Origin of the sequence: Larkinella sp. C7 (assembly GCF_006149005.1) — a bacterium.
GTDB lineage: Bacteria > Bacteroidota > Bacteroidia > Cytophagales > Spirosomataceae > Larkinella.
This window is the reverse complement of the sequence record NZ_VBSL01000003.1, coordinates 615,823-629,782: the sequence shown is the minus strand read 5'-3', so window position 1 is coordinate 629,782 and position 13,960 is coordinate 615,823. Positions and strand designations below refer to the sequence as shown.

Annotated in this window: 14 protein-coding genes; 3 read left to right on the top strand and 11 right to left on the bottom strand. The window is 53.0% G+C overall.

Annotated features, from left to right (window positions below):
• Window positions 1-51: 51 nt before the first annotated feature.
• The 5 genes from FH871_RS10755 to kdpB all read right to left on the bottom strand — a co-directional run bounded on the left by FH871_RS10755 (window position 52) and on the right by kdpB (window position 6,850).
• Window positions 52-1,791 (bottom strand): ATP-binding protein, encoded by a 1,740-nt coding sequence (locus FH871_RS10755; protein ID WP_138991428.1) that lies wholly within the window; start codon window positions 1,789-1,791, stop codon window positions 52-54.
• Window positions 1,788-2,915: a sensor protein KdpD gene (locus tag FH871_RS10750; RefSeq protein ID WP_138991427.1), complete on the bottom strand. Its 1,128-nt coding sequence runs from the start codon at window positions 2,913-2,915 to the stop codon at window positions 1,788-1,790. The genes FH871_RS10755 and FH871_RS10750 overlap by 4 nt, the downstream gene beginning before the upstream one ends.
• A 99-nt stretch (window positions 2,916-3,014) precedes the next feature.
• Window positions 3,015-4,154, bottom strand: coding sequence for a porin (locus FH871_RS10745; RefSeq protein WP_138991426.1), 1,140 nt, complete (start codon window positions 4,152-4,154; stop codon window positions 3,015-3,017).
• Window positions 4,155-4,210: 56 nt separating this feature from the next.
• A complete protein-coding gene (locus FH871_RS10740; RefSeq protein WP_138991425.1) occupies window positions 4,211-4,774 on the bottom strand; it encodes a K(+)-transporting ATPase subunit C in 564 nt (187 codons plus the stop codon).
• 12 nt (window positions 4,775-4,786) lie between these two features.
• Window positions 4,787-6,850 (bottom strand): potassium-transporting ATPase subunit KdpB, encoded by a 2,064-nt coding sequence (gene kdpB, locus FH871_RS10735; RefSeq protein ID WP_138991424.1) that lies wholly within the window; start codon window positions 6,848-6,850, stop codon window positions 4,787-4,789.
• 31 nt (window positions 6,851-6,881) lie between these two features.
• Here kdpB and FH871_RS10730 point away from each other — a divergent pair, with 31 nt between their 5' ends.
• Window positions 6,882-7,190 (top strand): hypothetical protein, encoded by a 309-nt coding sequence (locus FH871_RS10730; RefSeq protein WP_138991423.1) that lies wholly within the window; start codon window positions 6,882-6,884, stop codon window positions 7,188-7,190.
• Entirely contained in the window at window positions 7,177-7,533 is a 357-nt protein-coding gene (locus tag FH871_RS10725; RefSeq protein ID WP_138991422.1) for a DUF6516 family protein, read from the top strand. Before FH871_RS10730 ends, FH871_RS10725 begins: the two co-directional genes overlap by 14 nt.
• Here FH871_RS10725 and kdpA read toward each other — a convergent pair.
• From kdpA to FH871_RS10695, 6 genes are all read right to left on the bottom strand, one after another.
• Window positions 7,522-9,237: a potassium-transporting ATPase subunit KdpA gene (kdpA, locus tag FH871_RS10720; protein ID WP_138991421.1), complete on the bottom strand. Its 1,716-nt coding sequence runs from the start codon at window positions 9,235-9,237 to the stop codon at window positions 7,522-7,524. The two genes, FH871_RS10725 and kdpA, sit on opposite strands and share 12 nt — an antisense overlap.
• A gap of 11 nt (window positions 9,238-9,248) precedes the next feature.
• Window positions 9,249-9,329, bottom strand: a complete 81-nt coding sequence (locus tag FH871_RS10715) for a potassium-transporting ATPase subunit F (RefSeq protein ID WP_138991478.1) — start codon at window positions 9,327-9,329, stop codon at window positions 9,249-9,251.
• 444 nt (window positions 9,330-9,773) lie between these two features.
• Window positions 9,774-10,115 carry an L-rhamnose mutarotase gene (locus FH871_RS10710; RefSeq protein WP_138991420.1) on the bottom strand — a complete coding sequence of 114 codons (342 nt, stop codon included), beginning with the start codon at window positions 10,113-10,115 and terminating at the stop codon, window positions 9,774-9,776.
• Between the two features lie 115 nt (window positions 10,116-10,230).
• A complete protein-coding gene (locus FH871_RS10705; protein ID WP_138991419.1) occupies window positions 10,231-11,043 on the bottom strand; it encodes a sugar phosphate isomerase/epimerase family protein in 813 nt (270 codons plus the stop codon).
• A complete protein-coding gene (locus FH871_RS10700; RefSeq protein WP_138991418.1) occupies window positions 11,043-12,080 on the bottom strand; it encodes a zinc-binding alcohol dehydrogenase family protein in 1,038 nt (345 codons plus the stop codon). Before FH871_RS10700 ends, FH871_RS10705 begins: the two co-directional genes overlap by 1 nt.
• A complete protein-coding gene (locus tag FH871_RS10695) occupies window positions 12,073-13,029 on the bottom strand; it encodes an aldo/keto reductase (protein WP_138991417.1) in 957 nt (318 codons plus the stop codon). Before FH871_RS10695 ends, FH871_RS10700 begins: the two co-directional genes overlap by 8 nt.
• Window positions 13,030-13,274: 245 nt before the next feature.
• Here FH871_RS10695 and FH871_RS10690 point away from each other — a divergent pair, with 245 nt between their 5' ends.
• Entirely contained in the window at window positions 13,275-13,898 is a 624-nt protein-coding gene (locus FH871_RS10690) for a TetR/AcrR family transcriptional regulator (RefSeq protein WP_138991416.1), read from the top strand.
• Window positions 13,899-13,960 lie beyond the last annotated feature (62 nt).

The window sequence follows — 13,960 nt, the reverse complement described above, 5'->3', positions numbered from 1 at the left end:
GGGAAATAGATACGCAAAAATACAGCTTTGAGCTGAACGTACCTACGGACTTCAGGCAATAGCCAGCCGAAAGTAAAAAGCCGCCCCCGGTTCAATTCCATCCTTCAACCCGATTTCTCCTCCCATTGTCTGAATAAATTCCCGGGATATGGCCAGGCCCAGGCCCGTGCCGCTCACCGAACCGTTCTGGCCGGGTGCGCGAAAATACCGGTCGAAAACCCGCGCCCGGTGTTCGGGGCGCAAACCGGGGCCGTAGTCCCGAACCACAAATTCCACCTGATTGCCAAGTTGTTGAGCCGAAATATGAACCACATTTTCTTCGGGACTGTGCCGGATGGCATTCGACAACAGGTTGACCAACACCCAGGTGGCTTTGTCGGGATCGGCTTTGATCGCGGGCAAATCCGAAAAACCCGACACCTCAAAGCGCACCTGCCGCTGCTGAGCCGCCACTTCCAGCGCGCGGGTCGCATACTGAACCAGATCCGACGGATTGACGGCCTTGATCGTCAGTTGAATCTGACCCGATTCCACCTGCGCCAGATTCAACAGCTCGCCGGTGATGTTCAACAACCGGTCGGCGTCGTTGCGAACGTGATCGACCAGTTGTTTTTGTTCTTCGTTCAACGCACCCACCCGCTGATCATCCAGCAGTTTCAAACTCATCTTGATGGCCGAAATCGGCGTTTTCAACTCGTGGGAAACCGTTGCGATGAAATTCGTTTTGGCCAGATCGCGCTCCTGGTAAGCGGTTATGTTTTCCAGCACAATCACCCAACCGGCGGCCACCGGCTGGTCTTCGCCGGTACGCGTCAGGGTGACGACGTGCGTCTGCCGGTTAAAATAGCTTTCTTTTCCTTCGTCGACAATTTTGAGTAAACCACCCGCTACCTGGGGTTCCTTCGCCGTTTCCACCAGATTCTGGAGCAGGGTCCGCAGCAGATCGTTGGTCAGGGCCGCATCCGGCGCGTATTTCCCGATTAGGTCGGCTTCCTGAACGCCCAGCAACCGGCAGGCAACGGGGTTCACAAACCGGATTGTCTTTTTCTCGTCCAGTCCGATAATCCCGTTTTCCATCAATTGAATAAGCGTATCGATGCGCTTCTTTTCAAACAGCACGTCGGCCAGTTTGGTGTGCTCATATTCGTCGAGTTTGTGCGCCATCGAATTGAACGCCCGCGCCAGATCACCAAATTCGTCGTTGGATTTAAAATGCAGTCGTTCCTCAAAATTTCGACTGGCCACTTCCTGAATACCGCGTGTCAGTTCGCGCAGTGGATTGGCGATGTAGCCGGGAAAATTGATGATGAACGAAAACAGAATCAGGAAACTGAAGGTGCCGGTGACAGCCAGCCAGATCAGCGCATCTTTGGCGGTTTGCTCGGCCACGGTATTTTTCCGAAACATGGCCTGCTGGTTGATGGCTCCCAGTTGAAGCAGGTTCTGTTGAATCCGGGCCACCGTCAGGGAGTCATTCCGACTTCCCGATTTCAAGCGGTCGAAGTCCACGCGCACAGATTCCACCAGTTCTTTTTCGCCTTCTTCCGTCAGATTGTTTTCCTGCCGACGCAAAGACGCTTCGAACGCCTTCATGGAATTGGGGTCTGAATTGCGCGTCAGCAACGCTTTCTGCATGCCGCCAACGAATTGAAGGGAGGTGTAATTATCCTTCAGAATGGCCCGGGCGTCGTCCGATAATTGGTTCAGGTAATACATTCCCAAACCGCCCAGCAACAGCATGACGGCAAACAAAAATCCGAGGGCCAGCGATAGTTTTAGTTTAATCGTCATGACAGAATAACTAAATCAATGTCCGATTCCGATAACATAGTAAGCAACCGATTGAACGCATGGGTCCGCAGAATCACCTGAAACAGGTTGAAACGCGGTTTGCCGATGCAGACCGTGGTAATCTTGCGCTTTTCGCACTCCTCGACCAGCGCATTAAAGATACTCGTGTTTTTTACCCGGATCACCTCAGCCCCCAATTCCGTCGCCAGTTTTAAATTATTGATCAAATGCCGTTGCACATCCAGCTTGATGCGGTTGGGATCTTCGGCAGGTGTCTGCACATACAGTACACACCACCGGGCCTGGTAATAAGCCGCCAGCCGGGCGGTTTTGCGTATCACCCGACGGGCCACGACGTGGTTGGTGCTGATGGACGCCATCAGCCGCTCGTGCCGAAACTGGGTGTTGACGGGCAGCGTGGTTTCCACTTTCCGTTCCACCGCTGTCACCACTTCCTTGAGCGCCAGTTCGCGAAGTTGCAGGATTTTTTCGGCCTGAAAGAAGTTTCGCAGGGCGGTTTCTACCTTGGCCGGCTCATAGATTTTCCCTTCTTTCAGGCGCGTAATCAGTTCGTCGGCTGGCAAATCGATGTTCACGACTTCGTCAGCTGCCTGCAACACCCGGTCGGGAACGCGCTCGGCGACCTCGATTCCGGTGATGTCGTGAACCTCGTCATACAGACTTTCGATGTGCTGAATGTTCACGGCGCTGACCACGTTGATACCCGCGTCGAGAATGTCGAGCACATCCTGCCACCGCTTTTCATTTTTCGAACCGGGAATGTTGGTGTGCGCCAGTTCGTCCACAATGACCAGTTCGGGATGTCCGTTCAGAATCGTTTGCAGATCCATTTCTTCCAGCTCGCGACCTTTGTAAAACACCTTCCGTCTTGGAATCATCGGCAAACCCGCGATCAGTGCCTGGGTTTCGGCCCGGTTGTGGGTTTCCACGTACCCGATTTTCACGTCGATTCCTCCCCGCAGCAAGGCGTGCGCTTCCTGCAACATGCGGTAGGTTTTGCCCACGCCCGCACTCATCCCGATGTAAATCTTGAATTTCCCCCGTCTCGACGCCTGGATGAGCCGGAGAAAGTGTTCGGCGGATTGATCGCGGTCGTTTTCCATTGTTTTCTGAGAGGATAGAGGATAGACAAGAGCGTAAAGACGCAATTTCCTCACTAAGAACTTTTGTCTTTACGCTCTTGTCTATCCTCTCACTTCTAATTAAAAACTAATTGCCACTGAGGTTGTCAACGCGTTATTTGTTCGTTTGGCCGGACCGGATGCGGTTTCAGCAAAAATGGCATCCTTGCTGTTGAAACCCCGGTATTCGATTCGCCAGACCGCATTTGGCAGAATCTGGTAGTCATAATTGACCGAATAGCCCCAGGTTTTAAAACCGTTGGGCCGTTCCGCCGATAGCGTATTGATAATCACTCCATTCGGATCATTATAATACTCAACCCGTCCGGCAACGTAGCTTTTTGAACTGGTGGCATACCGGGCAATGATCACCGGCGAATACCAGACGTATCGCTTCAGTATTCCCTCATCTACGAGCGGTTTTCGCTCGGCTCCGATGTCGAAGCCCAGTGTAAGTCCGAACTTGCCGGCTGGGTTGATGATGGCGTAGACGTTATTGAAAAACCGGGGCTGCTTCAACGAATCCGGGCGGTCGGCACCCAGAAACGAACTCCAGTTCAGGACCACTTTTGAACTCGGCTTAAACTGTACCTGCGTACTGAAAGCCGGTTTGGTATAGCCCGGCAAGCGATTGATCCGCTGCCAGCCGTTGAGCACCGACCCCAGCAGCGTCCATTTTCCGTTCGGCGTGTTATATGTCAGCTTGGCTCCGGCCAGGTAATACGGTGAGTTTTCGGCCAACATACTGCGTGTCAGCGTCCAGCAATCCCTGGAAACCGCACTTTCAAAACCAATGTGCGACGAAAAAACACCGGCATCGAGCCACAAATCGCGGTTTTTGCTGAGCTTCACGCCCGCATTCGCTTCGTAAATATTGCGGAGCAGCGGCTGTTCGGCGGCATAATTATACTGGGCATACGTCCCGACCTGGAGGGCCAGATTGGCACGAACCCGCTCATTCACATAAGCCGCCTTGAGGAACGCCAGGTTCACATTGACTTCCCGGTTTCGCTTGTGATTGTACAGAAAACCGGGTCGTTCCTGTGCCCTGGGCTGGTCCAGATCCTGAACGTAATACAGTTCGGCGTATCCGGAAAAAGTCAATTCTGAAACCGGTTTTGCCGTCGTATCTGCCGGTTGGATCAAATTCACTTTGGCGAATGACGGTCCACTGCAAAAGACCATCGTTAAAACCGTGGTCGTTACTAACAACTTTTTCATGTTTGAAGCGACTTTTTGATAGAGCCGCCGTTTTGTTGTACTCACTTTGTTACTTTTTACTTGAGAGCATTCAGCGCGATGTTTAACCGAAGCACATTTACTGTGGCCGGGCCAAAAAGCCCCCAAAGCGGCCCTTCGGTTTGGCTATCAACCAGTTGGTTCAGTTTTTCAACGGTAATCCCGCGTACTTTGGCAATGCGCGCCACCTGAATTTTGGCCGCTGCGGGCGACAGATCCGGGTCAAGACCGGAGCCGGAAGCCGTCACCAGTTCGGCCGGAATGTCGGCTTTCTGAACACCCGGATTATGCACCAGAAACGTATCGATCCGCGCCTGAACGGTTGTCAGATAGTCCGGATTACTCGGGCCTTTGTTGGAACCCGCCGAACCGGCGGCATTGTAATCCACTGCCGACGGGCGGCTGTTGAAATACCGGTCTTCGGTAAACGACTGGCCAATCCGGGAATATCCGACCACTTTTCCGTTGACAACAACGGTTTCACCCTGGCCACCGCCGGGTGCCAACCGGGAAAGACCGGCTACGAGCAAGGGATAAATGACCGTTAACAAAACCAGCATGACGAGGGTCAGTCGAATAGCCGGAGAGAGATGAGTTTTCATTTTTGTGTTTGATTAGACGAATAAACCGACTACTAAATCCAAAGCTTTGATGCCGATAAACGGCGCGACAAGTCCGCCAAAACCGTAGATGAACAGATTCCGCCGAAGCAGCGCACTGGCCCCGATCGGTTTGTATTCGACGCCCCGTAGCGCGAGCGGAATCAGCATCGGGATGATGATGGCGTTGAAAATAACCGCCGACAAAATGGCCGACTCCGCGCTGTGCAACCGCATGATGTTCAGGCTTTGCAGGGCCGGTATCGAAACCGTAAACAAGGCCGGAACGATGGCGAAATATTTGGCGACGTCGTTGGCAATCGAAAACGTCGTCAGCGTTCCACGGGTGATGAGCAACTGTTTGCCAATCTCCACGACCTCGATCAGCTTCGTCGGGTCGTTGTCCAGATCGACCATGTTCCCGGCTTCTTTGGCGGCTTGGGTTCCGCTGTTCATCGCCACGCCCACGTCGGCCTGGGCCAGGGCCGGGGCGTCGTTGGTTCCATCGCCCATCATGGCCACCAACTTACCGCCGGTTTGCTCGTTGCGGATGTAGTTCATTTTGTCCTCCGGTTTGGCTTCGGCGATGTAGTCATCGACCCCCGCCTTATCGGCGATAAACCTGGCCGTCAAGGGGTTATCACCCGTCACCATGACGGTTTTGACGCCCATTTTCCGCAACCGGTCGAAGCGTTCGGCAATGCCGGGTTTGATAATATCCTGCAACTCGATGACGCCCATGACGCTATCGTTTTGCGACACCACCAGGGGCGTTCCGCCGTTTGCCGCAATCTTTTTGGCCTGTTCTTCAATCTCTTCCGGAAACGCATGGCCCGCGCGTCTGACCATCGTCCGAATGGAATCCGTCGCGCCTTTGCGAATCCGAAGCAGGCCGTTGCTGCGATCCGGCAGGTCGATGCCCGACGAGCGGGTTTCAGCCGTAAACTTGATCAGCGTCGCGCCGGTGGTGCTCAGATTACGCGTGACATCGGTTCCGGCCAGTTCCACGATCGACTTCCCTTCCGGCGTTTCATCGGCCAGCGAACTCAGCGCACTTGACCGGATCATATCGGTTTTGGAGACGCCCGGCGCGGGATAAAAGTGGGTAGCCTTCCGGTTTCCAATCGTGATCGTCCCGGTTTTATCGAGCAGCAGTGTATCGATGTCACCCGCCGTTTCAACCGCCCGACCCGACTTCGCAATCACATTGGCCCGCAACGCCCGGTCCATCCCGGCAATCCCGATGGCCGACAGCAACCCGCCAATCGTCGTTGGAATCAGACAGACAAAAAGTGAAATCAGGGCGGCAATCGTGATCGGCGTGTTGGCGTAATCCGCAAACGGTTTCAGGGCGACGCAGACGATGATGAAGATCAGCGTAAAACCGGCCAGCAGAATCGTTAGGGCAATTTCGTTCGGTGTTTTCTGGCGACTGGCGCCTTCCACGAGTGCAATCATTTTGTCCAGAAACGATTCGCCCGGCTGGGTGGTCACCTGCACTTTGATCCGGTCGGAAAGCACTTTCGTACCACCGGTTACGGATGATTTATCCCCACCGGCTTCGCGAATCACCGGCGCCGATTCACCCGTGATGGCCGACTCATCGATGGTGGCCAGGCCTTCAATAATCTCGCCGTCGGACGGAATGATGTCGCCGGTTTCGCAGACAAACACGTCGCCCTTCACCAATTGTGACGACGGAATGGTCTGGACTTCATTGACCTTCATGTTTCCTACGGCGCGGATGACTTTGGCGGGGGTCTCCTGCCGGGTTTTCCGCAGCGATTCGGCCTGGGCTTTCCCCCGCGCTTCGGCAATGGCTTCGGCGAAGTTGGCAAACAGGACGGTGACGAGCAGAATCAGGGTGATGACCAGGTTGTAGCCCAGTGTTCCCTGCGACGTATCGCCCGACAGGGCAATGTAAGCCGTGACCAGCACCATGATCAGCATGCCGATTTCGACGGTAAACATGACCGGGTTCTTGATCAGAACCGCCGGATTTAATTTGATAAACGACTCCCGAATGGCTTTTCCAACGAGCTCGCGCTGAAAGAGGGAGGATTGTTTTGGCTGTGCCATAATGTTATCTTTGAAAAAAATGTCTTGTGTTATGACCGTTCATCAGGCTGCTATTGAATTGGCCGTTCAGGAAATTGGTTATGAGTCTGTTTATGATTACGCTGCTGAAAAGCTTCGGGACTCCTTATTGGCCGAGATAAAGATTAGTTTAGATGCCGTCGCCGTCTTTGAGAAGAAGTATGGGATGGATTATATCCGTTTCCGCTCGCAGTTTTTCGAATTGACTCAGTTTGCTTTGTTCGAACGGGAAGACGATAGTATGGACTGGTCTGCCGAACTGGAACAATTACGTTTACTCGAGAAACGTTTAGCACAACTGCTCCCCAATGCGATTTCCTGATATCTCCTCTTTCCATTCCATTATTAAGAATCAGGAAGTCGTTCAGGTAAAACTGCGCCCGGACCTGGTGCATTTTAAGCTTAAAATCACGTTTATCGACGATTCGATACTTCATGTTCGGGAGAATCATTTACCGGTTTCAAACTGGCATGAATATTCTTACCAGTGGCAAGACGATGTGAATCAGCTCATTCACAGATGGGACAACTCCCATGAACGTCACCTGCTGTCAGTCCCACCCCACCATCAGCACGTTGGTTCTGAAGAAAATATTCAGACTTCGGAACCGATGACGCTGGAAAAGGTGCTTGCGTATATTGCCAGTCAGCTATCACCGCAGTGAAAAATACTCCGCCAGAGGCCCCAGGGCCAGAGCCGGGAAGAACGACAGCGCGGTGATGATGAAAATGACCGCAAAAATCATTAATCCAAACGTGGCCGTATCGACCGGCAAGGTTCCCGAAGATTCGGGGACGTACTTCTTCTTCGCCAGCAAACCGGCAATCGCGACAGGACCGATGATGGGCAAAAACCGGCCCAGCAACAGCACAATTCCCGTTGAATAATTCCAGAAGAAGTTGTTATCGCCCAGCCCTTCGAAGCCCGACCCGTTGTTGGCGTTGGACGAGGTGAATTCGTACAGAATCTCCGAAAAACCGTGAAAACCGGGGTTGTTCAACCAGGCCGAGGGCTGAACGGCCCATTCTGCCGTGCCGTATCTCATAAAAATCCAGGCTCCCAACGCCGTTCCGCCTTTCACCAGCAACGCACTCATCAGGGCCACAATGGAGGCAATCTTGATCTCCCGTGCTTCGACCTTCCGGCCAAACAGTTCGGGCGTCCGGCCCACCATCAGTCCCGACACGAAAACCGCGATGATCAGGAAGTAGTAAAAGTTGAGCAAACCCGCCCCAGCACCACCGTAGAACGCGTTGACCATCATGCCCAGCAGTTGCATCGCGCCCGAAAGCGCCATCGAACTGTCGTGCATCGAATTGACCGAACCGGTGGAAATAATCGTGGTCAAGATGCTCCAGTAGCCTGACGCCAGAGCACCAAACCGAACTTCCTTGCCTTCCATCGCGCCCGTCAGTTGCGAGATGCCCATCCGGGCAATGGCCGGGTTGCCGCCCAGTTCCGAACTGATCGTGGGAATAAGCAGACCGAGCATCCCGATCGTCATGACGCTGTAGACGACCCAGGCGAATTTCCGGCGGTTGATGTAGAACCCCATTGCAAAAATCATCGCGACCGGAATCAGCACCTGCGCGATCATTTCGACCATGTTGGTCAGGTAATTGGGGTTTTCCAGTGGGTGCGCCGAGTTCGCGCCGAAATAGCCGCCCCCGTTGGTTCCCAGGTGCTTAATGGCGATCATAGCAGCCGCCGGTCCCCGCGAAACACCCACGGTGTCGCCCTGCAACGAAACGATGGTGTCTTTGCCATCAAACGAAGCCGGGGTGCCGTTGAACGCCAGAATCAGGGCGACAACCAGCGATCCGGGCAACAATAAGCGCGTGATGGCTTGCGTGAAGAGGACGTAAAAGTTGCCGACGGTTTCGACGCTTTTGGGCATGAAGGAGCGGAACAATAAAACCGCTGCGGCAATTCCGGTGGCCGCAGAAACAAACATCAGGAACAGGATGACACCGATCTGCGTCAGGTAGGTCAGGCCCGTCTCGCCCGAATAGTGCTGCAAGTCGCAGTTCACCAGGAAACTAATGGCAGTATTGAACGCCAGATCCGGGCTTTGCGACGGGTTGCCATCGGGATTGAGCGGGAGGCTCCCCTGATTCAGCAACATCACAAATGCGTACACCAGCCAGACGGCGTTGATCGTCAGCAGGGCTACCAGATTTTCTTTCCAGTTCATGTCCCGATGGGGGTCGATACCGCCCAACCGGTAAATCAAACGCTCCAGCGGAGCCATAAAGTCGAGCCCGGTGGGTTCTCCTTTGAACACCTTGGCAAGGTATTTTCCAAGCGGAATTGCCAGCAAGACGGTCAGTCCGTACATGACAATTACACCGATCCATTCCGTTAACATGGCTGTATGGGTTAAAATTTTTCCGGTTTAATCAGCACGTACAGCATGTACGCGAAAACCAGCAGTGCGACAATGAAAATGAGGGTAATCATGAGTGTGACGATTAGATTTTTTCAAACCATTCGATGGTTTTGTAAAAAATAACAAAGCTCAGGAGTGCGGTAACGATGAGCAAAAGAAGCGTAGCCATACATTGATTAGTTAGTGTTGCTAATCCGTTGGCAAAAAGGTGTCCGGGGGTTTGATAATTTAATTACCACAAGTCAACCATCTGTTATGCAGACACTTGCTATCTGTAAATAGTTTTGCAGCGAAGAATACAGAAAAACAAACCCTACCAAAATGGTATGATTGTTTTTCAGAACGGGAAAGATTAGCAGGCTGCGGAATCAGGGAAGGTCTATGGTCCGATAAACCTAAAATTGGTGAGGGGAATTGATAGTGGGTGGGAATCAATACGTCCTTTTATTCAGGTAAATCTTTCTCTCGTCGAGAGAAAGATTTACCTGAATAGAAGGACGTGTCAACCAAGGTGCTTACTTCTCGAACTGAAAAATCTGATCCATTAAAATCCACTTCTGGCCTTCTTTGGCCCAGGGCAGCGGTTCCTGAAATTTCCACATCAGTTCCTCCCACCGCTGAACGTGCGGGTTGACCGCATCCAGCGCGGCTTTCTTTTCGAAAGTAAAATCATCGTCTGTTTCCAGAATCATCACCATGCGGTTTCCGGTGCGGTAAATTTGCAGATCCAGAATGCCGGATGCCAGGTCATTCGCCCGGACTTCCGCCCAGCCGCGGCCTTTGGCGTGCCACTGTTCGTATTCGGCGATTAATTCGGGGTCATCTTTCAGGTCGAGGGCGAGGCAGAATCGTTGCATGGTTTTTAGATCAGGCTGTCCCCGGATTATATCCGGGGTTATTCATAACAAGCCCTTTGGGCTTTGTTGACAAAGTTATCAATCGTATTCATTTATTACCCATACATCCAAAGCCCTAGCCGAAATACTGCTTAAACGCCGTAATCGTTTGCTTTGCGGCTGCATCGGGGTCGGGCCAGGGGAAGGCTTCGGCAGAAACATAACCTTGATAATCAATAGTTTGCAAAGCAGTTGCAATGGCCGTCATCTCGGTATGCCCCAGGCCAATCGGCCGGCGGTTGCTGTCGGCAAAATGGACGTGGCCGATGTGTGAACCAGCCGACCGGATGCTGTCGGCCAGCGACACCTCTTCGATGTTCATGTGGAAGAGATCGGCCAGCAGCACCACACGCCGGGTTTCCAGCGATTTCAGGAAGGTAACGCCGGTTTCAAGCTGGTTGATCAGGTTGGTTTCGTAGCGGTTTAGCGGTTCGTAAATCAGGTTGACGCCTTGCTCCTCCGCTCGTTTTCCCAGAATGTTCAAACTCTGGGCCAGCCACGCCAGTGCCTGTTCTTTTTCGACGCCCGGAACCGCATTACCCTGCATCGACCCGATAATGGCCGGAGCGCCAAAACGGGCACCGAAGGTTATCAGGTCCGAAATGAACGCAACAGCTTTTGATCGAACCGTTGGATCGGGGTCGGTCAGCGTCAGGCCGTGCAACACTTTCCCGGCTCCGGTGCCGACGGCGGCAATGTCCAGCCCGAATTGATTGCTCAGCGCCATCAGCCGGTCAATGCTGACAGCATCCGCCGAAGGCGTGAACAGTTCGACGGCATCGAATCCCAGATCTGCGGCTTTGGCCATGCTGGTCGATAAATCGTGCCAGTAAATCCAGGGGCCGGTTTGGATCGAAGGAACCAGGGCAATGGTGACGCAGGATTTCATCAATTCACACTGTTATCAAAATCAACCATAATTTTCGTAATCGGCCCCGGATTTTCCGACCAGTCGGCCAGGGCAGCACCGGCTTCGTCCAGCGACACCACCCGGCTGATGACGGCATCGACCGGAAATTTACCCGCTTCCAGGTACGCAATCACATCCGGAAAATCGCCGAGACAGTTGCGGGAACCCAGAATCTCAATTTCTTTCCGGACAAACGTTCCGGTGTTGTAATCGACCGGTTTTTTGGCGTAGCCGATGTACACCACCCGACCAGTGTAGGCTACTTCCTCTACGGCCGCACGATACGTCATGGCATTGCCCACCGCTTCGATGATCACATCCGGGCCATCGCCGTCGGTGATGGCCATCAGAACCTCGTGCAAATCGACCTTTGTGGTGTTAATCGTATGAGCCGCCCCGGCCAGTTTGGCAATCCGCATTTTGGAATCGTCGATGTCGATGGCAATCACCTCGGCCCCGCGGTGGACCGAAGCCGCAATGGCGCCCATCCCGACGATGCCGCAACCGATCACGGCGACTTTCTCACCCGCCGAAACCCGCCCCCGCGCGGCCGCATGAAAACCGACCGTCAGCGGCTCGACCAACGCCAGCTCCCTGACCGACAAGGCCGAAGACGAATGCAGCTTCTGATACGGCACGCTGATAAACCGGGTCATGGCCCCCGGACGACGGACACCCATCGTTTTGTTATCCTGACAGGCATTCGGTCGGCCTTTCCGGCACGAAACGCAATGGCCGCAGTTCAAATAGGGATTGAGCGTCACTTTCATGCCCGGTTTGAATGCGTCGGGAACCCGATTGCCGGTTTCCAGAATGGTGGCTCCCACTTCATGGCCCAGCACATTCGGGTATTCCTGCAACTCGAACAACCCGCGAAAACCGTTCAGGTCGCCCCCGCAGAAGCCGACCATATTGACCTGTAAGAGAACCTCTTCCGGCCCAAAATCCGGTATTTCAATGGCCCGAACTTCCGTTTTTCCGGGTTCGACCAGCACCAGGGCGCGTTGATTAGTCATGTTGAAAAGTGGGCTTAGGAAGGTTGTTTTCCGGTTTTCCCTCAAACCATAGCTGGTTTTTAACCGGGGCCACCAGCGTTTCGATCCGGTGAAGAAGTTCATCGGGAATCGTCAACCCGAGTGCCCGGATGTTCTGTTCCAGTTGCCGCTGCTCCGACATGCCGACGATGGTCGTGGCAATCACCGGATGGCTGACTGCGTATTTCAAGGCCACATCGCTCAGCGCCAGCCCGTATTCCCGGCAAAGGGCCAGGAGTTTCGGCTGCAAATCTTTCACGGCTTGCGGGGAACTTTGCCAGGCCGGAATCGGTGCATCCGACAGAATCCGCTGCATGAGCGGGGCCGCGTTCAGCAAACCAAAGCCCTTTTCCAGCGAAAGCGGCACCAGTTCGTCGTTGATTTCGTCGGCGAGCAGCGTGTAATGGCCCCATGACAAGACGGTATCGGCCTCGACCTCACGGGCGACTTTTGCCAGATACCGAACCGGCAGACCCGAAAATCCGACGTAGCGGGCTTTCCCGCTTTCCTTTATTTTCTGCACCGCCGGAAACGCTTCCCGGATCACCTGATCGTGGTCGCCAAACTCGATGTCGTGGACGGTTAGCAAATCGACATAATCCGTTTGTAGCCGTTCCAGCGATTCGTCGATGCTGCGCAGGATGCGATCATACGAAAAATCGAACACGCCATTTCCGTAGCGACCGCATTTTGTGGCCAGAAAAACCGAATTCCGTTTCGTTTTCAGGGCTTTTCCCAGCCGGGTTTCGGCCAGGGTATCGCCGTAAAACGGGGCGACATCGAAAAAATTAATCCCGTGATCAATGGCCGCGTGAACGGCCCGAAACCCCTCTTCCTCGTTTGTTTCATCAAAAACATTGCCCAACGGCGACGCCCCGAAACTCAGAAGCGAGACGGTTAGATCAGTTTTACCCAGTTTACGATATTCCATAGTTACTTTTACGAACCGCTCTTCCCAACATTGGCGCTTATCTTAAAAGCGTCCAAAACGATCCGAATCCAGCTTCTGTAAGTCCTGAAAGCCCTCTTTCTACTTTTGTATCATCCGAAATGACTCCCATTCAGGCGGTTTTCATTCTCCTATTTTTATTTTAATCAAATGATTAAACTTTTTGATTAACGCATTTGTTTGTTAATTTTACAGAGTCTACATTTGAACCACTAATCAACAGGACAATGAAGTGCATCTCAGAATCAACCGAAGAACGCATCAAGGAAGCGGCCAAAACCGTGTTTCTTGAAAAGGGCTTTGATGGTACGACGACGCGGGATATTGCCAAAGCGGCTGGGATTAACAGTGCGTTGATGAATTATTATTTCCGCAGCAAAGAGAAGCTGTTTCAGTCGATTTTCAATGACATGTGTACGCTGATGTTCGAGGGCATGCTCGATCTGGTCAATCGGCCCATCAGTCTGCGCGATAAAATATCGAAACTGATGGATCACCAGTTTCAGATGATGATGCAGAATCCGAATCTGACCATCTTCATCATGAATGAACTGCACCGGAATCCGGAACGGCTGTATGCCACCGTCGGCATGGCCAAAAAGCTACCGGAGTCGATTTTCCACCAGCAGATTGAAGATGCCATTGCGCAGGGAATCATCACCCCGATCGATTCGCACCACATCATGACGATGATCATTGCCAACATCCAGTTTCTGTTCGTTTCCAAACCGATGACGATGCTGGCGCAGGGACTGGACGAGGCCGGTTTCAACGCTTTTGCCACCCGCCACATGGAATACGTCAAAGACATGATCTGCGAGTATCTTTTCAAACCCGAACTGAGCTCGTAATTTTTTTGTTCGCGCCTTAATCAGATGATTAAACCGGTCGATTTAATCACTCACAAAATCTT

Excerpts from the sequence above, each read along its gene's own strand:
- FH871_RS10750 (WP_138991427.1), bottom strand. The coding sequence starts at position 2,915 with ATGGAAAACGACCGCGATCAATCCGCCGAACACTTTCTCCGGCTCATC.
- FH871_RS10740 (WP_138991425.1), bottom strand. The coding sequence starts at position 4,774 with ATGAAAACTCATCTCTCTCCGGCTATTCGACTGACCCTCGTCATGCTG.
- FH871_RS10725 (WP_138991422.1), top strand. The coding sequence starts at position 7,177 with ATGCGATTTCCTGATATCTCCTCTTTCCATTCCATTATTAAGAATCAG.
- kdpB (WP_138991424.1), bottom strand. The coding sequence starts at position 6,850 with ATGGCACAGCCAAAACAATCCTCCCTCTTTCAGCGCGAGCTCGTTGGA.
- FH871_RS10690 (WP_138991416.1), top strand. The coding sequence starts at position 13,275 with ATGAAGTGCATCTCAGAATCAACCGAAGAACGCATCAAGGAAGCGGCC.
- FH871_RS10695 (WP_138991417.1), bottom strand. The coding sequence starts at position 13,029 with ATGGAATATCGTAAACTGGGTAAAACTGATCTAACCGTCTCGCTTCTG.
- FH871_RS10745 (WP_138991426.1), bottom strand. The coding sequence starts at position 4,154 with ATGAAAAAGTTGTTAGTAACGACCACGGTTTTAACGATGGTCTTTTGC.
- kdpA (WP_138991421.1), bottom strand. The coding sequence starts at position 9,237 with ATGTTAACGGAATGGATCGGTGTAATTGTCATGTACGGACTGACCGTC.
- FH871_RS10755 (WP_138991428.1), bottom strand. The coding sequence starts at position 1,791 with ATGACGATTAAACTAAAACTATCGCTGGCCCTCGGATTTTTGTTTGCC.
- FH871_RS10730 (WP_138991423.1), top strand. The coding sequence starts at position 6,882 with ATGACCGTTCATCAGGCTGCTATTGAATTGGCCGTTCAGGAAATTGGT.
- FH871_RS10710 (WP_138991420.1), bottom strand. The coding sequence starts at position 10,115 with ATGCAACGATTCTGCCTCGCCCTCGACCTGAAAGATGACCCCGAATTA.
- FH871_RS10705 (WP_138991419.1), bottom strand. The coding sequence starts at position 11,043 with ATGAAATCCTGCGTCACCATTGCCCTGGTTCCTTCGATCCAAACCGGC.
- FH871_RS10700 (WP_138991418.1), bottom strand. The coding sequence starts at position 12,080 with ATGACTAATCAACGCGCCCTGGTGCTGGTCGAACCCGGAAAAACGGAA.
- FH871_RS10715 (WP_138991478.1), bottom strand. The coding sequence starts at position 9,329 with ATGATTACCCTCATTTTCATTGTCGCACTGCTGGTTTTCGCGTACATG.